The sequence below is a fragment of the Vreelandella sedimenti genome, assembly GCF_013416325.1.
Taxonomy (GTDB): Bacteria; Pseudomonadota; Gammaproteobacteria; order Pseudomonadales; family Halomonadaceae; genus Vreelandella; species Vreelandella sedimenti.
The window spans coordinates 197,066-214,892 of the sequence record NZ_JACCGK010000010.1; the positions used below are offsets into that span (position 1 = coordinate 197,066).

Sequence of the window (17,827 nt, forward strand, 5' to 3'; positions counted from 1 at the left end):
TTTAACTCTCTCTTTAACTCTGTGAAGGAAGACTATGCCCACTCCCGAAACCACGCTTACTGCTCTCGACCGCCTCGTGATAGAGAGCGAGATTCGCCGCCTGCTCGCCGCCTATGTCCACAACCTGGATTTCGGGAAGGTCGACGCGAACGCCGAGCTTCTCGCCCATGCCCAGTTCAAGGTCATCGACACCTATGTCACCGGTCGTGACGACATCGCGAATTTTCTCCGCACGAACCTCCAGTATCATGTGGACGAAACCCCGCGGACCTGGCACTCCGTCTCGAACGTTCTTATCGATATCAAGAGCGCCACCAGCGCCAGCGCGGTCAGCTATTTCACCGTTCATCAGGAACTTCCCGGCTTTCCGCTGCAGCCGATCGTGACTGGCCGGTATGTTGACACGTTCGAGCTTCACGACGGCGCATGGCGTTTCGCGTCGCGCGCAGTCGACCCGCGTCTGTTCGGTGACATCAGCCACCACGTCGCCGTCCCGGACGAACAGGAGGCCAAGTGATGCCTGGCAAGCGGCAAGCGGCGCCAACAAAGGCATCGGCTTAGCTATCACCAGGGGGCTCGCGCAGATTCAGGAGCGGGCCACCGATCTGCTGATCCATCAGCAGATCGGTGGCTATAGCTAAAGGCTTGACCGTGCGGTCATACTTGAGAGGCGCCGCCGTCTACGAACAACTCTATGCCGTTGGTGTAGGCCGCATCGTCGCTTGCGAGATAGGCAACTGCGTGCGCAATGTCTTTCGGCGTGCCGATCCGGCCGACCATGCTCTGCCCCTTCAGATATTCGAAAGCCGCTTCAGCCTGGTCTGGCGGGAAGAAGCTCTCAAGGCTTTCCGTGTGAACCGGGCCAGGGCTGACCAAGTTGATACGAATGCCGGTGCCTTTGATATCTTGGATCCAGGCTCGAACAAGGGTGCGCACTGCTGCTTTCGATGCACCGTAGACGCTCAGACCAGGTGAGGGATTGATCGACGAGGTGGAACCCACGATGACGATCGAACTGCCGGGAGCCATGAGCGAGAGTGCCGACTGCACTGTAAAAATGACCCCCTTGACGTTGGTATCGAATGTCCTGTCGACATGCTCTTCGGTAAGCGACCCGAGAGGGATGATCTGCCCGCCACCTGCATTGGCCACGAGAATATCGAGGCGACCATGGTCACGCCGCACGGTTTCGTAAAGCGCGTCGATTTCCGCGACTTTCGTGACGTCCAGAGCGGCTGAAGAAACGTTTGGTCCAATGCTTTGAGCTGCTTGCGCCAGCTTAGCAGGGTCGCGACCGGTGATGATGACGTGGGCACCCAACTGGGCGAGATGCGTGGCGATGCCAAGGCCGATACCTGAAGAACCGCCTGTCACCAAAGCTACTTTGCTTTCGAATTGCATGGATGTTGCCTCTGACTGAATATAGCGATCACTATATTTGGCATTAAATCTTCGCGCAAGTATTATGTAGCGATCGATAGCAGAAGTAGTGATCGATAGCAGAACACTTGCGTTGAGCTTCATTTTAGGTAGCCGTTGCCATGGCCAATCAGTCCATAAAAATCAAGACCGCCCGCACGCGCAGACCTGCGTTCGACCGTGAACAAGGTATCGAGACCGCGCGGGCGCTCTTTCATGCACGAGGATATGACGCGGTCGGGATCGCAGAGCTTACCCAGGCACTGGATATCGTACCGCCAAGTCTGTATGCCGCCTACGGAAGCAAGTTGGCGCTATTCGAGCGTACTTTGCAGAGTTATATGGCGAAGCAGATACTGCCGCTGGACAAGATCCTTTCCTCGGATGATTCTCCCGCCGAGGTGCTCACCGGCCTGTTCATTGCCGCAGCCAAACATTACACGCACGATCCGGTATTGCGCGGGTGCATGGTGACAGAGGCAATGCGGGCGGACGACCAGCAAGCAGCGGCGTTGGCTGCCACGCTGGCCAAACCCATTAGCGATGCCATCCATGACTACGTCGCCAACTTCTGCCCCTCGGGGGATGTCGACCAAATCACCGACTATGTCCTACTCACGCTGCGCGGCCTCTCTTCCTATGCCTGTCTTGGGCTGCCTCAGCAAAAGCTCGTTGGGTGCGCCGAGGTCGCCGGGCGCGCTTTGGACGTGGAGTTCGCTTCCAGCTAACGTCAATCCCCCTCCTCGCTGGGCGTAACATCGATAATCCGTGTGTCGGCGATGCTCTCGGCAAAGCCGTGGCCGAACAGGCCCGCAGGGGTTTGGAAGCCAGGCTGCACCTCACCGGCAAGTACTCGCCGGGCTGCCTCTGCCGCCGCCATGGCCGTGAAGGTGTAACCGTTCACCGTATCCAGCACCGAGCGCGCCACCGAACCGTCCATATCGGTCACTTCGGCAACCGCATGGTAGCGGTTCGCCGCCCGCTCATCGGAACTTGGCCCCGCTGGGAGTTCGTTGACGTCTCCATCGGGGAACGCACCCGCCGCCACATGCACGAAGGTTTCGATATCACGCACGCCTGTCGCCTGGTGGAGGGTCACGAGGTCGGGCAGCGTGACAGGGAACGACGATAGCGGGCCCTCGCCAAAATCGAAATCGCGCACCTCCTCTGGGCTGCGTGCAACGAGTTCGCCGCCGACCAGATGAAGCGTCTCCGTCGTGATGTTCTGGCTCGCGCTGGTCACCGACCCTCTCGACATTCCCCCCGCCACCTTCAAAGCGATACTGATCTTGCGCGGGTTGCTGACTCGCGCCACGGCATGCCCCGCCAGGCTTCCCAGCATCGCGACGCTGCCACCGCTTCCCGGCAGCAGCATGACACCCGCAGCACGCGCCTGCCCGTCGAGCGCCAACGCTTGCCGGTAAGTGTCGAGTTCAGCCGAGAAATCGAGGTAGTGCACGCCAGCACGAATGGCGGCCGACATCAGCGGCTTGGCCGTGTTCATAAAAGGCCCGGCGGCGTTGAGCAGAACAGAGATGCCTTCAAGGCTCCTTGCGATTGCCTCTGGGTCATCGAGCGAAAAGAGCCGAATATCAGCGCCTAAACGCCCTGCCAATATGTCCAGCGACTCACGATCCTTCACACGCCCTGCGACAACCAGGTGAATACCCGCGGATGCAGCGTGCTCTGCCGCCATGCCACCGGTGTAACCGGCGGCGCCATAGATCATCAATGTTTTCATGGTCAGTGCTGCCAGCTTTTGTAGACAAACTCAAGGGTGTAGCCGTCAAGATCCCTGACCTGTGCGGCGTAATAGCGGGGGTCATAGTGGAGCTGAGGCCCAGGCGGATGGATCTCGGTGGCGCCCGCCGCCATGGCTTCGGCATAGGCGGCATTGACCTCCTCTTCGGACGCTGCCACGAAGCCCACATGCACCGCACCGGGCACCGCCTCTCCCTGCCTTAGCCAGAAAAACACACGCCCCTTGGCGCCGAACCCCTTCAGATCAGGGTGGCCAGGCGGGCCATCATGGCCGTCAAAATCGTGGCGGTTAGTAATTCCCAAAAGGGGTAGCACTCGCTCGTAAAAAGCAATGGAACGCTCGGTATCGCTCACCGTGAGGAAAATATGATCAAGCATGGGACACTCCTTTAGATGACCTACTTTAGATGGCGTAGCCACCAGCAACTTCAATGTTTTGGCCGTTGATCCAACCGCCATCCTCGGTCAGTAGCGAAGCGATCACACGAGCGACCTCCTCCGGCTCACCGACCCGGCCTAGGGCCGTCTGCGAGGCCAGCAGCGCCTCGAACTCTGCATTCAAACCGCCGCCGAGTTCAGTGCGAATGGGCCCAGGCGAGACAGCGTTAACGCGAATTCGGCGCTCACCAAACTCCTTCGCCATGTAGCGCGTCAGCACTTCCAGCCCACCCTTGAATGTCGCGTAGGGGGCAACGCCCGCCGTGGCCACGCGAGTCGTGGCACTGGTCAGATTGACGATGCTCGCGCCCTCTTCCAGCAGCGGCAGCAGCGTCTGCGTCAGAAAGAACGGCCCTTTTAGATGCACGTTCATCAGGCCATCGAACTGCGCCTCGGTGACGGTCTCAATGGGGTTAAAGAGCCCGTATCCGGCGTTGTTGACCAGCCCGCCCAGCCACTGGGTGTTCCACTTGGTACGTAGCGTTTGTTCCACCGCTTGCCGGAAACTTGCCAGGGAGCCAATGTCGCCAACATCCAGTTCAAGCGCCTGCGCCTGGCCTCCCGCCGCCTCTATTCGCCGCACGACCTCGCTCGCGGCCTCGGCATTGCTCTTGTAAGTGAGGATGACGCCCAGCCCACGGCGTGCACACTCCAGTGCCGTGCTTGCGCCGATACCCCGGCTACCTCCGGTAATGACGATAGTATTCATGTGTCGCTCCAGTGAGATTTAGTCTCCCCATCATAGGCACCTGCTCACCTAACGCCCCGCCTGTTCCTACCGCAATCCTGCCTATTTCTGCTTTTCGCTTGCCTCTGCCCCTGGTCTGGCATTCAATAGCGCCATGGAAGAACAACTCAACGAACTCCGCCGTCTGGCTGCCCATGCACAAAACCGCCGCACCGAGACCGGTATTCCCCGGGTGGCGATGGTGCAAGGCGCCATTCCAGAACACGAGCTTGCCGCCGTGTACGACCCCATGGTCAACCTGATCCTGCAGGGCAGCAAATCCATGACCGTGGGCGGGCGCACCCTGCACTACGACCCCGCGACCTATTTTGTGATGTCGGTTGATCTGCCTGCAGCGGGGGTTGTACGCAGTAGCGACTCGGGAGATCCCTACCTTGCGGTAAGCCTGACGCTGGACGCCACCCTATTGGCAGGCCTGCTCTCGGAACTGCCTAATGCTGGCAGCAGCGCCGGGCATGCCACGGGGTTTTCCGTAGCAGCCGTGACGCCGGAACTGCTCGATGCCTGGGTGCGCATGTTGCGCCTGATAGAGCATCCAGCCGACATTGCGGCGCTTGCACCCGCCTACGAGCGGGAGATTCTTTACCGGGTGCTTCAGGGGCCAATGGGCTGGATGCTGCGCGACATCGCCACACCAGACTCCGCCCTGGCACGGGTGCACCAGGTCATTCAGCGACTTCGTAACGACTATGCACGGCCCTTACGGATGGAGGCACTGGCCAAGGAAGCAGCCATGAGCGTCTCGGCGTTCCACCGCCATTTCAAAGCCGTAACGGCGCTCAGCCCCTTGCAGTATCAGAAGCAGGTGCGGCTGCTTAAGGCTCGGACACTACTGATTTCCACTGGTTACAGTGTCACGGAGGCAGCTCACGAAGTGGGATACGAAAGCTCCACGCAGTTTGGCCGGGAATATGCCCGCACTTTCGGCCGGCCTCCGGCGAAAGATGCTGCACGGATTGTTGAGCAGATGAAGTCGAGGTAACTTACCGCGCCACATCCTCTAAATTTTACGTCGGGCTTCTTGACAGCAAACCTACTAGAAGGTAGGTTTAGTGCATGACTAAACTGACTAACACTTCTGACGAAATCATCCGCTGCGCGCGCACCTTGATCATTGCGGGCGGATATAACGGTTTCAGTTATGCTGATATTGCCGACGTTGTCGGTATTCGAAAGGCAAGCATTCACCATCACTTTCCCAGCAAAGTCGATTTAGTCCGAACGCTATTGCAGCTTTATCGTGAAGAGGCGAAAGCGGGATTGGCTACAGTAAAAAGCTATAATACCGACCCAGCAGACCAACTGCGCGCCTATATCAACTACTGGACGGCGTGTATTGGCGATCCCACGAGCAGCTTTTGTGTGTGCGCATTACTCGCGAGCCAAATCCCGGTGTTACCTCCAGAGATTGTGGTTGAGGTGAGGGCTCATTTCCGAACGCTATCGACGTGGCTGGCCTCTGTAATAGAGGAAGGGGCGACGCAAAATGCCTTTTCACTTACCGGGACCGCGCAATCTGAAGCGGAAAGCTTCATGGCGGCCGTGCATGGCGCCATGCTGTCGGCAAGAGTCTACGGCGACGAAAAAGTATTTAGCGTTGTTACCGAACCCTTAATCGAACGACTTATCAATGATCAGGGTAAGTAAAAAGGCAGTTTTCATTTATCGACACAGCCTACCTTCTAGTAGGTAAATATCACTAACCACACTCCGATGGGTTCTCCCAATATATCGCATCCAGGGAACCTTCAATTCGTCCCTTAACCCTACCTTCTAGTAGGAAGCTAATGAGAAAAATATGCGAAGAATTCTATCCGAATCATTCTCGGCGCCACTTTGGGGATGCGCTAGAGAGGAGGATCGACGGAAGCGGCCGCTATGACGAAATGAACAGCGTGGACTAGATGGTATGGCACTTCGCTTCGTTGAGGCTATGGGTACACCACGAACGAGCCATTAATTTAGCAATAGGAGCGAGATGACGATTATGACTGGATATAACGATACGACTTTCCTCTTGCCAGCAAAGGAAATGCCGTACGGCAGCGGCTTAAGCCTGCCCCTCGCGGTAGCTACCTTGCTGCTTTCCGTTTTGCTAGCAGCATGTCTCATCAGTGCCAGGAGGTGGATCGCATGATGTACCCAATTAGCAGCTCACCCGCAGCTACAATGAGAACTTCCCACACGGGGACAACAAGAACCAGCGCCCATGGGCAAAGAGGGGTTAAAATATCAGAGGAGCCGTTCTTCCCCCTGCTGACTGCGCAGATAAAACACCAAGATGCTCTTAAGTCCGTGGATTCCTCCGACTCCGTGTCGCAGCCCGCCGCACTATCGGAGTTGGCTGCGTTTCAAGAGACTGATAGCACACAGGAACGCATCGACAAAATCCCCCCCTCAGCGGAAAGTGGACAGTTTCTCGCCTTCCTGAACGAGCAGATAAAACACCAGCAGCTTCTTGAATCAAAAGGAACCTTCGACTCAGTGTCGCAACTGGTCACCCTCTCGAGGTTGTCTATATATCACGATACGGGCAGAGCGCCGAGACAGTGCCATTCCCATCCAGGCAGCGGCATCTTTGATGCCAGTTGGCTCAATTGCGACACTATTGCGCTTCAGGCCACCACACCACCTCTAGAGGAAAGATATGCTGAGCAGTTTCTGAAGGGCGGCAAATGGGATGCTGACGTTGTTTTCCTAGCGGCTGAAAAAACCGACCTACATACGCCCCCTCTTCGGGCACCTGCAGCACTCGATCAAGCACTCGCTTGGGAAGCCTTCATGGATGACGTTTATTATCCTGACCCGGTGAGTATCTCTATAAATTTGAGCCACGCCTGGGCCCTTGGCGTGTGGGTTCCGTTCTACAACCCTGCCCTACCCAAACGAACAGGCGCCAAATCGAGACGCCGGTCATCGGCTTCCCGCCTAACTGAGCATTGGATATCAAGTAGACACAACAGCCTGGAGCAAGACGTGCTGCCTGCTGGGCTTGCTGCTCAATGAAATAAATAAGATGGCTAACAGCACCTTCTCCTAAAACAGAAACACGCACTACCTTGCAGCAAAGCTGCGCCTTACTAACTACCTGCTACACACTATCCACTACACGCTACCTACTAGAAGATAGGTACAGAGTTTTTCAAATTATCATAAGGAACCCTATATGGACATTTCACCTCTTGGTTGGTTACACACTGTGGGAAGCCTTCCGGCCATTCCTCTTGCTATCTATATGCTTGTTAAACATGGTCGAGTTGCCCCCAACACCATGGCAGGTCGCGCTTATTTCTGGTTCATGTTGCTAGGCGCGCTCACGGTCTATCCAATTGCGCATCAGTCCATAAGCTCAATCGTTGCCACCATCACGCTCGGAGTGGTTTTGTTGGGATATGGTATCGCCAAGTGGCCCATAACGAAGCGATTCGGCAAATATGTCGAAACTGTTTTACTGAGCATCAGCATCTTCATGTTAATGGTTCCCACCGTCAGTGAAAGTTTGAGGCGGCTACCTGTCGGAGATCCACTGGTGACTAATCTGGATGACCCGTTATTGCTCGGCGTACAAAGTGTACTGTTGATTGCCCTAATTCTTGGTATTCCGTTGCAGCTACGGGCGCTCTACAAGCAACGAGCGCTTCAAAATAGGCTGAACAACTGAGGTAAATAAGTTCTAAGTTTCGTGGTTACCGACCCCTCGCCTGTATCGCTCAAGGCGAGGTCTCGATAAGTGTCCTGCCAAGGGCCCCACCTCAAAGATACTCTTTAGGCCCGTCGCCCCTTTCCACCCTGCTTTGGAGAGGGTTACCTAATCTGGCGATGGGCCTCTTTCCAGGAAGGTTGAAAGCGCAATGTAGCTGCGGACAGACCTGACGCCTTCAAGGCTCTGAATCTCCATCAGGAAGTCTTCGAGAGATTCGGTGTTAGCCGCGCGTACTTTAATGAGCACACAGCCATCTCCTGCCACGGTGTGCAGCTCTTCTACTTCGGGCCTGCCAGCAAAAGCCAGTAGTTTGCGCGTGGCGCTGTAGCTACTGGTATCAATCAGCAGGAAGGTCAGCAGCGTCCGACCAAGCTTGCAGCCGTCAAGTATGGCGACGGTGCCCTTGATGACCCCATCGCGCTTTAGCCTTTTTACGCGGTCATGCACAGCGGGGGCGGATAGATGCACAATCTTGCTGAGTTCAGCGTAGCTACGCGACGCATCTTCGGCGAGAGCGCCTAATATTTTTCGGTCAATTGAATCAAGTTCAGCCGGATGATGCTTTATCTGCCGAATAGCATCTGTTTCTTTATCTGACGGCACCATTATCGTTTTACCTCCGAATATTATTTTCAATAAAATAAATATAACCGAACCACATTCGATTGAAAATATCATATACGGAGACACTATTATGCCATTAGCACTTTTCGCGTTGGCGATTGGCGCATTCGGTATCGGACTGACTGAATTCGTTGTCGCTGGCATCCTTCCCCAAATCGCCAGGGATTTCGGCGTCGATATACCCACGTCAGGTTTAATGGCCACCACCTACGCGTTAGGCGTGTTCGTGGGCGCGCCCATCCTGACGATTCTAGGCGCCAAGGTGCCACGTAAAACGATGCTAATCAGCCTCGCCCTCATCTTCACGCTAGGCAACGTGATCACGGCAGTGGCGCCGACGCTCCCTATCGCGCTGGCGGGCCGTATTTTAACGGCATTCAACCACGGTACTTTCTTCGGTATTGGCTCCATCATCGCCGCCTCTCTGGTAGCGAAAGACCGTCAAGCAAGTGCCATCGCCTTCATGTTCTCCGGGCTAACGATGGCAAACCTGTTTGGTGTACCTGCTGGCACCTGGCTCGCGCAAGTCTACAGCTGGCGGCTAGTGTTCTGGTTGATCGCCGGGATCGGTCTTATCACCGTCATCAGCGTCGCGCTGCTAGTACCCTCAATCAAAGCGGGCAAGGCCATCGCCTTGAAGAGTGAACTACGTGCCTTCGTAGACCCACAGGTTCTGCTCGCCATGGGCATCACTGTCTTCGGCCCTGCCGCCTTCTTTACCTCTATTACCTATATCGCCCCGATGATGGTCGAAGAGGCAGGGTTTTCCGACACCGGTGTGGCAAAACTGATGGTTCTGTTCGGGCTGGGTCTGGCGGTTGGCAACTGGATAGGTGGTCGCTTTGCTGACCGTTCACTTTTCGGAACGCTGTTTGTGACCCTTGCCGCGCAGGCTGCGGTACTTTTCGTCTTCTGGCTCGGCGTTGGGAACAGCGTTGTGGCTTCGGCCTCGGTCTTCCTTATGGCCGCCTTTGGCTTCGCCACCGTCTCCCCGATCCAGAAACTGGTGATGGACCGTGCCAGCCAAGCAGGAGCGCCCACCATGGCAGCGTCGGTGAACATCGGTATGTTCAACCTGGGTAATGCTATCGGCGCATGGGTGGGTGGCGCGACGATTGCCGCCGGGTTCGGTTTGGCCTCTCCAAACTGGGCGGGCGCCATCCTTTCGCTGATCGCTTTAGGCTTGGCCGTCATTGCCTGGGCGAGCGCCGGTCAGCAATATTCAGCGGCGCTGGCAAAGTAAGGTCACGGGAAATACCGTCACCCTATCTCACAAAAATGCCCGCCTTTATGGCGGGCATTTAGATGCCTGATACTTACTTCGCGGCGCGCACCTACTCGGCATGCGCCTTCTTACCGGGAAGTAGGTGCATCACACCCACCACCACTGAGCCCACCAAAAAACCAATCACCGCTGAGCACATCGTATTAAAGCTCCAGCCCAGCGTGCCGCCCAAGGCACCGGTTGCCTCGCTAATGCCTAGCTCAATATGGTGTACCCACTCATAGGGCGCGTTGAACCAACCCGTACCGTCGGCACCCAGATTGGCCATCAGGATATGCCCACCCACCCAGAGCATGGCGACGGTTCCCACGACCGAGATGGTCGCTAGCACCTTGGGCATAGCAGTCACCAAACCACGGCCCAGGGTCTGCACTCCCGAACTATCCCGCTGGGCAAGCTTCAGGCCGATATCATCCATCCTGATCAACAGCGCCACTACCCCATACACCAGAAGTGTGATGAAAAACGCGACCACCACCAGGCTCATCATCTGCGACCAGAACCCTTGATGGGAAACGGTTGAAAGCGCGATCACCATGATTTCAGCGGACAGAATGAGGTCGGTTCGAATGGCACCACTCACGATCTTTTTCTCGGCCTCCGGCCCCTTCTCTACCGCTGGCTTGTCGTCGTCATGCTTGCCAGAAAGCTTGTGCCAGACCTTCTCCGCACCTTCAAAGGCCAAGTAGGTGCCGCCCACCATCAGGATGATCGGCAACAGAGCGGGCAAAAAGTGATTCAGCAGCAGCGCCACCGGCAGGATAAACATCAGCTTGTTGCGAATCGACCCCAGCGCGATCTTCTTCACAAGCGACAGTTCACGCTCCGCTGCCACTCCCTGCAAATATTGCGGCGTCACCGCCGTATCATCCACCACCACCCCGGCCGCCTTCGCCGTCGCACGACCAGCGGCGGCACTCACATCGTCCAGTGAGGCTGCGGTCAACTTCGCCAATGCAGCAATGTCGTCCAGTAATCCTATCAAGCCGCCTATGGCCATGGATGCTTCCTCCGTGAATAACAGTTGCAGATAGTAACGCACATAGCGGCTGAGTTACCTGCAAATGGATTTTAGACACTGCTTAAACACCTCGCTCAAGGGGCTGAACAAGTGAGAACCTGGGATTTCGTGGACGATTTTTCGATGGACGCCTTAATCGGATAGAGAATTGTGACTACACAGAAAGGACAGTCACTTGGGCTGCCCTCTTGTCATTCTTGCCAGCCATACCTATATTCATATTTGTTACTTTTGAATATAGGAAGCACATCATGGCAACGACCAGTCTTAGCCTAGGGGAGCACTGGGAAGTCTTTATCAGAAACGAAGTCGCCAGCGGCCGCTACGGCTCCGCAAGTGAGGTTGTGTGTGATGCGCTACGCTCCATGGAGGAACGCAAAAGTAAACTTGAGGCGCTACGTACGCATCTAGCACAAGGCGCCGAGCAAGCTAGCGCCGGTGAATTCGTGGACGATTTCTCGATGGATGCATTAATCAACGATTTGGATAGTGAAACGTAATGCCCAGGTTCCGTATCACACCGAGAGAGAGACGATTTAAAGGATATCGGTCGCTATACGGAATGGCAGTGGGGCAAGAACCAACGGAATACCTACCTAAGGGATTTTGAAAAACGATTTCACTGGCTCGCAGAAAATCCTCTGCTAGGAAAACATCGCTCGGATATCAGCAAGGGTTATTACAGCTACCCCCAGGGCCAGCACGTTATCTTTTACCTGATTGGCCAAGGGTGCATTGAGATAATCGGCATTCCTCATAAAGAGATGGATATCGTCTCTTATTTTTTGCCTGATTGATCATCAACACTCCCTCAAGAACTGCTTACCCACGGGATTAAGCGGCTGTCGTTTAGGCCAAAAGGCAATCAGGTTCCGATCGCGCCTTGGTGATAGCGGCCGCGTCACTACGTTAGCCGTTGGCTTATTGCTTAACGCCAAGGTAGGAACCAAGCTTACACCGACATCTCCAGCGACCATCTGTAATAACGTTTGCGTATCGCGTACCCACAAATCCACCTGGAAGGTATCAACCTCCTCCAACGAGTGGGCAAATATCTGCTGTATAAGTGCTTCACAACCGCCTGATGACATTATAAGGGGATGCTCCGCTAGTTCCGCCACCGTCATATTGTCTTGTTTGCTGAGCTGGTGGTTTACGGGCAGCACGGCCACAATCTCATCCTTTTTTAATAGCTGCCAATCGAAGTGCTCACGCCAGTAGGTGAGATTAAGCTGCGTGACATCTGTTGTGACACCCATGTTGATCACACCGCTTTCCACCCACTCCTTTATCTCTTCTTCCATGCCTTCCAGTACAAGGCTAATGGCTTCTGGGTAGCGGCTCGTAAAGCTCGCAAGCAGGGGCGACAACCAACCAGATAATGCGCTAGGAATAACGCCTATTTTCAACGTTTCATCTACTTCATTATGGAACTGGGCCACTTGCTGGCTCAATATCTGAAGCTCTCCCACAACCTTCTTGGCGCTAGTAAGCACTAACTCGCCGAGTGCGGTAGGTACTAGCCCTTCTGGGCTTTTTATGATCAGCGAACCACCCACCAGTTTCTCAAGTGCCTGCATGGAATGGCTCACGCCCGACTGGCTAACACCAAGTCGCGCCGCCGCACGGGTATAGGATTGCTCTTCAGCTACCGCAAGCAGCACACGCAGTTGGGCAATAGAGATATCCGAACCTTTGATCATCAAATTACCTCATGAACCATATGAGTCAGATAGATTTTACGTCGATGCTATTTAAAAATACTCTAAAAAAAAGCTTCTATCATTAAAAAAAAACGATCAAAGTTAGCAGGAAAACAATCAAATCCCTACATATCAAACATTGAAGGTTAAGAATAAGCATGGAAATATTAAAAAAAATAGAGCGCGAGGTTATAGAATTACGTCATTCAATCCATAAAGAACCTGAATTATCAGGACAAGAGAATGAAACGAGAAAAAAAATAATTCGCTTCCTTGACACTTTTGAAATACATGAAATAAAAAAAGGCCATGCAGGATCTTTAATAGTTGATATAACTTCCTCGCACAATGACTCATCTGACCTCGTCATCGGCATTCGGGGGGATATGGACGCATTACCTATTAACGAAGAACGGGATGACCTTTCATACCAGTCACAAAAAAAAGGGGTTATGCATGCTTGTGGGCATGATACGCATACAGCAATTGCTGCTGGTGTAGCTGCATATTTTAATAATAAAAAGGATTTAAATGGTGCTATCCGTATAATCTTTCAGCCTTCAGAGGAGTGTGAGCCACTTGGAGGTCGAGAAGTTGTTAAAGAAGGTTGGATTGACAATGTAGATATAATGCTTGGCATTCATGCCTACCCATCTTTGCCATCGGGAACGGTAGGTATAATTAACAACCACGTAACTGCTTCAGCCGATACCTTCAGCATTATATTTTCAGGACAAAGCGCTCATGGTGCATTCCCTCATGAAGGAACCGACACCATTTTTATAGCCTCAGCCTTTATCCAACTCCTTCAAGGGTTAGTGACTAGGCAAACTGATGCTAATGAAAACTCAATTGTTAGTATCGGAGTAATTTCAGGAGGTACAGCTGAGAATATTGTATGTGATCGTACAGAAATCAAAGGAACTATACGTACCCACTCAACTCAAGGAAGGTATAGATTACAAAATAAAATTAAAAACTTAGCTAACGATTTAGCAAAATCACACGGTGCTAAGTCAACATTTACATTACTCGAGGGTGAACCTGCGGTTTTTAATGATCCAAAATTGTTAGAGAGTTTCAAAAAAAGTACAGAGAAAATTATTGGAAAAAATAACGTTAAGCAATTACCTCCCCTCATGGGAAGCGATGACTTTGGATTTTATTCACAAAAAACTAAAAGTCTCTACTTTTTTTATGGCACTCACAATATTCAATACGGACATACTCATCCGTTACACACCTCAAAATTTGGTGTGGCGGATCAAGACATGATCTTAGGCCTAAAGCTTGTCATTTCAGCTGCTGCAGAATTCTTAAACTCTCAGAAAAAAGGATAAAAGACGATGATTAGCGATAAAAGTAACAACTCACCCTTTAGCAAGAGCGAGTATGACAATAGGTTAAATAAAATAAAAAAAGAAATGACCCTAAAGAATATCGAGGTTTTACTTGACTCAGACCCTGCTAACATTTACTACACTACGGGCTACGACGCTGTATCTTATTACACTCCACAGATAATGATTATATCCATTTATCATTCTGAACCAATCCTCCTGGTCAGAGATATAGATGTTCTCGCTGTTAAAATAAGAACTGAGCTAAACAGTGATAGCATACATGGTTGGAATGACAGCTTTGTTGACAATGAAACTAGCCACCCTTTCGAGAAAGCAGTTGAATTAATTATAGAGCTAGAACTAAAAGAATGCCAAATAGGCATTGAAATTGATGCTGGAATGACAACCTTTGATGATATTAATTTTCTAAAAAAACACCTAAAAAACAAAATCACTGAATGCCGTAGATTAATAAATTTTGTGCGCATAGTGAAGTCAGACAATGAAATTAAATATATGCGTCAAGCGGGTAAGATTACAGAACATGCCATGCAGGCTGGATTTAGTGCAATGTCAGAGGGGGTAAGAGAAAGCGACGTAATTGCAAAAATATACCATGCTTTTATTGCTGGAACAGAAGAGTATGGTGGTGACTACCCATCAAACCCACCAGTTATGCCAACCGGCAATAGAAGCGCTACTCCACATTTGACTTGGAGTGATGAAGCATTAATTAAGGATCAGAACTTAACTCTTGAACTTTCAGGAGCTAGACACCGTTACCATTGCCCGCTTGCACGTACAGTATATATTGGAAAGACTCCACCAAAAGATTTGGTTGATGCCACTAAATATGCGATCGAAGGTATTCACGAAACATTAGAAGCTATTGCACCTGGGATGTCTTTATCTGAAGTCCATATGGCATGGGATAAAGTAAATAAAAAGCGAAATTTAGGAAAAACATCACGGCTTGGATATTCTGTTGGTTGCTCATTTCCACCATCTTGGTTAGAGCGGACAGCTTCAATTCGTGCTGAAGATAAAACAAATCTAGAACCAAATATGACATTTCATCTCATTGCTGGAATTTGGAAAAACAAGTGGGGAGCTGAAGTCAGTGAAACATTCCAAGTAACAAATCTAGGTGCTAGCCTTTTATGCAATCTTAGTCAGGAAATTCATCACATAAAATAAATCTTAAAAATTTACCAAATGGGATGCAAAATGAACAAACAAAAAACCAACAAGGTATATATACCTTCATTAGTTATTGCTTTGATTTTAGCATTATCTGGCGCCATCTTCTCAACCCAAATCAATGAAATAAGTGGTAAAATACTACTTATAGTCAGCAACCTCTTTGGCTGGCTTTACCTATTGTCTGTTTTTATTTTTTGTATCTTTTTATTCGTAATCGCTATTTCAAAATACGGCAAAATGACACTGGGAGGACGTGAGCCAGTAGCACAATATAACATATTGACTTGGTTATGCATGCTCCTAGCTACGGGTTTTGGCGTAGGGCTAGTTTTTTATGGAGTGGCCGAACCAATATTTCATTATATACAACCACCATTTGACGATATGTCTCCTAAAACCACTGAGGCAGCTCGTCACGCCATGCAATATAGCTTTTTTAACTGGGGGATACATCAATGGGCGGCATCCGCTGTTGTAGGATTAATCATCGCATATTTCCAGTACAATCACGAAAAAAAGGGTCTTATTTCATCAACTCTAACCACATCAAACTCTAAATCAAATCATTTATACCTCTTGGACATAATTGCCATCTTAGTAACCATTGTTGGTGTCGCCACATCATTAGGTCTTGGTGTTATTCAAATAAGTGGAGAAGCACAAAAGCTAACAGGACTAGCTGACAAGGATATGTGGAGCATAGTTACTCTAGGGGTAATATTTTTTTCTTATATGATTTCCACATACTCCGGTATAGATAGAGGAATAAAGTATCTATCTATTATATGCATGCTTTCTTGCATTACTTTAATGATATACATTTTAATTTCCGGCCCTACACTTTTCATTATTAACACTATTCTATTAGGGTTAGCTGACTATTTTCAAAATTTTATCGGAATGAGTTTGCGTACCTCTCCTTTTACAGAAAACAGTTGGGCAGGATCATGGACAATTTTTTACTGGGCCTGGACTATCGCATGGTCTCCTTTCGTCGGCACATTTATTGCCAGAATATCAAGGGGCAGGACAATTAGGGAGTTTGTATTTGGTGTTTTATTTATTCCTTCATTAGTCGCATGCCTTTGGATAGGCGTGATGGGTAGTTCAGCTCTGCACCTAGACTTTTACTCTGAAGCAGGCCTTTCTGAATTAGTACTTATCGATTCTTCTGCTACTATTTTCGAAATGTACAATTCAATGCCACATCCAGCTATTTTATCTACAGCCACACTTCTACTGCTCTTTTTCTTTCTGGTCACGTCAGTAGACTCTGCCACTTATGTTGTTTCACAAATATCTGACAATGGTTCTCAATCTCCGGCTATTTATAAACGAATCACTTGGGGAATATTGATATCTATAACTTGCTGGATATTACTATCCTTTGGAGGCTTGCACGGCTTACAATCAGCATCTATTATTGCCGCCTTACCACTTACACTAATAATTCTATTAATGATTAGAAACTTTATAAAAAAATTAAAAGAAGACTATTAACCACCTATTCGAAAACCCTGGCTATAAGCAAACTTTCACCTAACCACTTGTAATTATTAAAAATCAGCTTTTATAGAGTGCGTAAGGCTTGTTTCAACACTTTGCTAAACGCACTTATAATTTTATTATCACGTTCTTCCATTGGCAACAGCTCCAATCGAACTAACCATTGGAGCTGTTGTCTTCCAACACACCTAGCACAGTCTCTTTTAAAAGCAGTCGCTGCTCGCGCATGTAGTCATGAGAAAATATCGTTCCATCTGCGCAAGCGAGAGATCATTTAAACACTACGAAGCCCTCGGCCATGTCTCTGCCGTCGTCTCTAGTTCCACATTCATTTAGATAAAGCGTGAACGGTGGTGCTGTTTGTGCGGTAGTGTCTTGAATGCACACAAATGCACCAATGCTCAGCAGTGGGAAAATCACCAGCGTCTCGGCTAAAAATTATTCAGCATGCGCTTTCTTGATGGGAATAAGGTGCAGCACACCCACCACAACCGAGCCCACCAAAAAGCCAATCACTGCTGAGCACAGCGTATTGAAGCTCCAGCCCAGCGTGCCGCCCAAGGCACCGGTTGCCTCGCTAATGCCGTGCTCGATATGGTGTACCCACTCATAGGGAGCGTTGAACCACCCCGTTCCATCAGCACCCAGATTGGCCATCAAAATATGCCCACCCACCCAGAGCATGGCGATAGTGCCCACCACTGAGATGGTCGCTAGCACCTTGGGCATGGCAGTCACCAGACCACGGCCCAGGGACTGAACTCCCGAATTATCCTGCTGAGCGAGCTTTAGGCCAATATCATCCATCTTGACCAAAAGCGCCACCACGCCATACACCAGAATAGTGATGACAAACGCGACCACCACCAGGCTCGCCATCTGTGACCAGAATCCCTGATGGGAGACAGTGGCCAGCGCGATCACCATGATTTCCGCAGACAGAATCAGGTCGGTGCGAATGGCGCCACTCACGATCTTTTTCTCGGCCTCCGGCCCCTTCTCTACCGCTGGCTTGTCGTCCTCATGCTTGCCGGAGAGCTTGTGCCAGACTTTCTCCGCGCCCTCAAAGGCTA

At 51.1% G+C, this 17,827-nt stretch carries 20 protein-coding genes and 1 pseudogene; 12 read left to right on the forward strand and 9 right to left on the reverse strand.

Annotated features, from left to right (window positions below):
• The first annotated feature begins 34 nt into the window (after positions 1–34).
• Positions 35–517: a nuclear transport factor 2 family protein gene (locus HZU72_RS13040; RefSeq protein WP_180092731.1), complete on the forward strand. Its 483-nt coding sequence runs from the start codon at positions 35–37 to the stop codon at positions 515–517.
• Between the two features lie 140 nt (positions 518–657).
• Here HZU72_RS13040 and HZU72_RS13045 read toward each other — a convergent pair whose 3' ends face one another.
• The gene (locus HZU72_RS13045) at positions 658–1,524 is read right to left on the reverse strand and encodes an SDR family NAD(P)-dependent oxidoreductase (RefSeq protein ID WP_235976104.1); all 867 of its coding nucleotides are present in this window, start codon (positions 1,522–1,524) and stop codon (positions 658–660) included.
• 17 nt (positions 1,525–1,541) lie between these two features.
• On the opposite strand from HZU72_RS13045, the gene HZU72_RS13050 reads away from it, so the two are divergent.
• Positions 1,542–2,147 carry a TetR/AcrR family transcriptional regulator gene (locus tag HZU72_RS13050; protein ID WP_180092734.1) on the forward strand — a complete coding sequence of 202 codons (606 nt, stop codon included), beginning with the start codon at positions 1,542–1,544 and terminating at the stop codon, positions 2,145–2,147.
• Positions 2,148–2,149: 2 nt separating this feature from the next.
• Here HZU72_RS13050 and HZU72_RS23835 read toward each other — a convergent pair whose 3' ends face one another.
• From HZU72_RS23835 to HZU72_RS13065, 4 genes and pseudogenes are all read right to left on the reverse strand, one after another.
• The gene (locus HZU72_RS23835; protein WP_235976112.1) at positions 2,150–2,677 is read right to left on the reverse strand and encodes a saccharopine dehydrogenase family protein; all 528 of its coding nucleotides are present in this window, start codon (positions 2,675–2,677) and stop codon (positions 2,150–2,152) included.
• A 171-nt stretch (positions 2,678–2,848) separates the two neighbouring features.
• A pseudogene (locus HZU72_RS23840) lies at positions 2,849–3,160 on the reverse strand (saccharopine dehydrogenase NADP-binding domain-containing protein); the annotation flags it as partial.
• A gap of 2 nt (positions 3,161–3,162) precedes the next feature.
• Positions 3,163–3,558, reverse strand: a complete 396-nt coding sequence (locus tag HZU72_RS13060) for a VOC family protein (protein WP_180092742.1) — start codon at positions 3,556–3,558, stop codon at positions 3,163–3,165.
• A 25-nt stretch (positions 3,559–3,583) separates the two neighbouring features.
• Positions 3,584–4,327 carry an SDR family NAD(P)-dependent oxidoreductase gene (locus tag HZU72_RS13065; protein WP_180092745.1) on the reverse strand — a complete coding sequence of 248 codons (744 nt, stop codon included), beginning with the start codon at positions 4,325–4,327 and terminating at the stop codon, positions 3,584–3,586.
• A 133-nt stretch (positions 4,328–4,460) separates the two neighbouring features.
• Here HZU72_RS13065 and HZU72_RS13070 point away from each other — a divergent pair, with 133 nt between their 5' ends.
• The 4 genes from HZU72_RS13070 (at position 4,461) to HZU72_RS13085 (ending at position 8,027) form a co-directional block, all read left to right on the forward strand.
• On the forward strand, positions 4,461–5,348 hold the full coding sequence (locus HZU72_RS13070) for an AraC family transcriptional regulator (protein WP_180092748.1): 888 nt from the start codon (positions 4,461–4,463) through the stop codon (positions 5,346–5,348).
• Positions 5,349–5,422: 74 nt separating this feature from the next.
• Positions 5,423–6,013: a TetR/AcrR family transcriptional regulator gene (locus tag HZU72_RS13075; RefSeq protein WP_180092751.1), complete on the forward strand. Its 591-nt coding sequence runs from the start codon at positions 5,423–5,425 to the stop codon at positions 6,011–6,013.
• Between the two features lie 522 nt (positions 6,014–6,535).
• On the forward strand, positions 6,536–7,372 hold the full coding sequence (locus HZU72_RS13080) for a flagellar hook capping FlgD N-terminal domain-containing protein (RefSeq protein WP_268896392.1): 837 nt from the start codon (positions 6,536–6,538) through the stop codon (positions 7,370–7,372).
• 160 nt (positions 7,373–7,532) lie between these two features.
• Positions 7,533–8,027, forward strand: a complete 495-nt coding sequence (locus HZU72_RS13085; protein WP_180092756.1) for a hypothetical protein — start codon at positions 7,533–7,535, stop codon at positions 8,025–8,027.
• Positions 8,028–8,174: 147 nt separating this feature from the next.
• On the opposite strand, the gene HZU72_RS13090 is transcribed toward HZU72_RS13085, so the two are convergent.
• Complete coding sequence (locus HZU72_RS13090) at positions 8,175–8,675, reverse strand: Lrp/AsnC family transcriptional regulator (protein WP_180092759.1); 501 nt, start codon at positions 8,673–8,675, stop codon at positions 8,175–8,177.
• 88 nt (positions 8,676–8,763) lie between these two features.
• Between HZU72_RS13090 and HZU72_RS13095 the strand changes: the two genes are divergently transcribed.
• Positions 8,764–9,936 (forward strand): MFS transporter, encoded by a 1,173-nt coding sequence (locus tag HZU72_RS13095; protein ID WP_180092762.1) that lies wholly within the window; start codon positions 8,764–8,766, stop codon positions 9,934–9,936.
• Positions 9,937–10,027: 91 nt separating this feature from the next.
• Here HZU72_RS13095 and HZU72_RS13100 read toward each other — a convergent pair whose 3' ends face one another.
• Positions 10,028–10,978 carry a DUF808 domain-containing protein gene (locus tag HZU72_RS13100; RefSeq protein ID WP_180092765.1) on the reverse strand — a complete coding sequence of 317 codons (951 nt, stop codon included), beginning with the start codon at positions 10,976–10,978 and terminating at the stop codon, positions 10,028–10,030.
• Positions 10,979–11,250: 272 nt separating this feature from the next.
• On the opposite strand from HZU72_RS13100, the gene HZU72_RS13105 reads away from it, so the two are divergent.
• Positions 11,251–11,499 (forward strand): type II toxin-antitoxin system ParD family antitoxin, encoded by a 249-nt coding sequence (locus HZU72_RS13105; RefSeq protein ID WP_180092768.1) that lies wholly within the window; start codon positions 11,251–11,253, stop codon positions 11,497–11,499.
• 45 nt (positions 11,500–11,544) lie between these two features.
• A complete protein-coding gene (locus HZU72_RS13110; RefSeq protein ID WP_180092806.1) occupies positions 11,545–11,796 on the forward strand; it encodes a type II toxin-antitoxin system RelE/ParE family toxin in 252 nt (83 codons plus the stop codon).
• Between the two features lie 3 nt (positions 11,797–11,799).
• Here HZU72_RS13110 and HZU72_RS13115 read toward each other — a convergent pair whose 3' ends face one another.
• On the reverse strand, positions 11,800–12,702 hold the full coding sequence (locus HZU72_RS13115; RefSeq protein WP_022519912.1) for a LysR family transcriptional regulator: 903 nt from the start codon (positions 12,700–12,702) through the stop codon (positions 11,800–11,802).
• Between the two features lie 158 nt (positions 12,703–12,860).
• On the opposite strand from HZU72_RS13115, the gene HZU72_RS13120 reads away from it, so the two are divergent.
• Genes HZU72_RS13120 through HZU72_RS13130 form a run of 3 tightly spaced genes read left to right on the forward strand, consistent with a single transcriptional unit; the run spans position 12,861 to position 16,748 of the window.
• The gene (locus tag HZU72_RS13120; protein ID WP_022519913.1) at positions 12,861–14,042 is read left to right on the forward strand and encodes a M20 metallopeptidase family protein; all 1,182 of its coding nucleotides are present in this window, start codon (positions 12,861–12,863) and stop codon (positions 14,040–14,042) included.
• A gap of 6 nt (positions 14,043–14,048) precedes the next feature.
• Positions 14,049–15,242: a M24 family metallopeptidase gene (locus tag HZU72_RS13125; protein ID WP_022519914.1), complete on the forward strand. Its 1,194-nt coding sequence runs from the start codon at positions 14,049–14,051 to the stop codon at positions 15,240–15,242.
• 30 nt (positions 15,243–15,272) lie between these two features.
• Positions 15,273–16,748 (forward strand): BCCT family transporter, encoded by a 1,476-nt coding sequence (locus tag HZU72_RS13130; protein WP_022519915.1) that lies wholly within the window; start codon positions 15,273–15,275, stop codon positions 16,746–16,748.
• Between the two features lie 444 nt (positions 16,749–17,192).
• Here the strand turns inward: HZU72_RS13130 and HZU72_RS13135 are convergent.
• The coding region (locus HZU72_RS13135; protein ID WP_180092771.1) for a DUF808 family protein at positions 17,193–17,827 on the reverse strand (635 nt) is incomplete at its 5' end.

What these genes read in the sequence shown, in the direction of transcription:
- HZU72_RS23835 (WP_235976112.1), bottom strand. Translation starts at nt 2,677, where the DNA reads ATGTCGAGAGGGTCGGTGACCAGCGCGAGCCAGAACATCACGACGGAG.
- HZU72_RS13100 (WP_180092765.1), bottom strand. Translation starts at nt 10,978, where the DNA reads ATGGCCATAGGCGGCTTGATAGGATTACTGGACGACATTGCTGCATTG.
- HZU72_RS13080 (WP_268896392.1), top strand. Translation starts at nt 6,536, where the DNA reads ATGAGAACTTCCCACACGGGGACAACAAGAACCAGCGCCCATGGGCAA.
- HZU72_RS13060 (WP_180092742.1), bottom strand. Translation starts at nt 3,558, where the DNA reads ATGCTTGATCATATTTTCCTCACGGTGAGCGATACCGAGCGTTCCATT.
- HZU72_RS13115 (WP_022519912.1), bottom strand. Translation starts at nt 12,702, where the DNA reads ATGATCAAAGGTTCGGATATCTCTATTGCCCAACTGCGTGTGCTGCTT.
- HZU72_RS13065 (WP_180092745.1), bottom strand. Translation starts at nt 4,327, where the DNA reads ATGAATACTATCGTCATTACCGGAGGTAGCCGGGGTATCGGCGCAAGC.
- HZU72_RS13090 (WP_180092759.1), bottom strand. Translation starts at nt 8,675, where the DNA reads ATGGTGCCGTCAGATAAAGAAACAGATGCTATTCGGCAGATAAAGCAT.
- HZU72_RS13085 (WP_180092756.1), top strand. Translation starts at nt 7,533, where the DNA reads ATGGACATTTCACCTCTTGGTTGGTTACACACTGTGGGAAGCCTTCCG.
- HZU72_RS13050 (WP_180092734.1), top strand. Translation starts at nt 1,542, where the DNA reads ATGGCCAATCAGTCCATAAAAATCAAGACCGCCCGCACGCGCAGACCT.
- HZU72_RS13130 (WP_022519915.1), top strand. Translation starts at nt 15,273, where the DNA reads ATGAACAAACAAAAAACCAACAAGGTATATATACCTTCATTAGTTATT.
- HZU72_RS13075 (WP_180092751.1), top strand. Translation starts at nt 5,423, where the DNA reads ATGACTAAACTGACTAACACTTCTGACGAAATCATCCGCTGCGCGCGC.
- HZU72_RS13045 (WP_235976104.1), bottom strand. Translation starts at nt 1,524, where the DNA reads ATGAAGCTCAACGCAAGTGTTCTGCTATCGATCACTACTTCTGCTATC.
- HZU72_RS13120 (WP_022519913.1), top strand. Translation starts at nt 12,861, where the DNA reads ATGGAAATATTAAAAAAAATAGAGCGCGAGGTTATAGAATTACGTCAT.
- HZU72_RS13040 (WP_180092731.1), top strand. Translation starts at nt 35, where the DNA reads ATGCCCACTCCCGAAACCACGCTTACTGCTCTCGACCGCCTCGTGATA.
- HZU72_RS13095 (WP_180092762.1), top strand. Translation starts at nt 8,764, where the DNA reads ATGCCATTAGCACTTTTCGCGTTGGCGATTGGCGCATTCGGTATCGGA.
- HZU72_RS13125 (WP_022519914.1), top strand. Translation starts at nt 14,049, where the DNA reads ATGATTAGCGATAAAAGTAACAACTCACCCTTTAGCAAGAGCGAGTAT.
- HZU72_RS13105 (WP_180092768.1), top strand. Translation starts at nt 11,251, where the DNA reads ATGGCAACGACCAGTCTTAGCCTAGGGGAGCACTGGGAAGTCTTTATC.
- HZU72_RS13070 (WP_180092748.1), top strand. Translation starts at nt 4,461, where the DNA reads ATGGAAGAACAACTCAACGAACTCCGCCGTCTGGCTGCCCATGCACAA.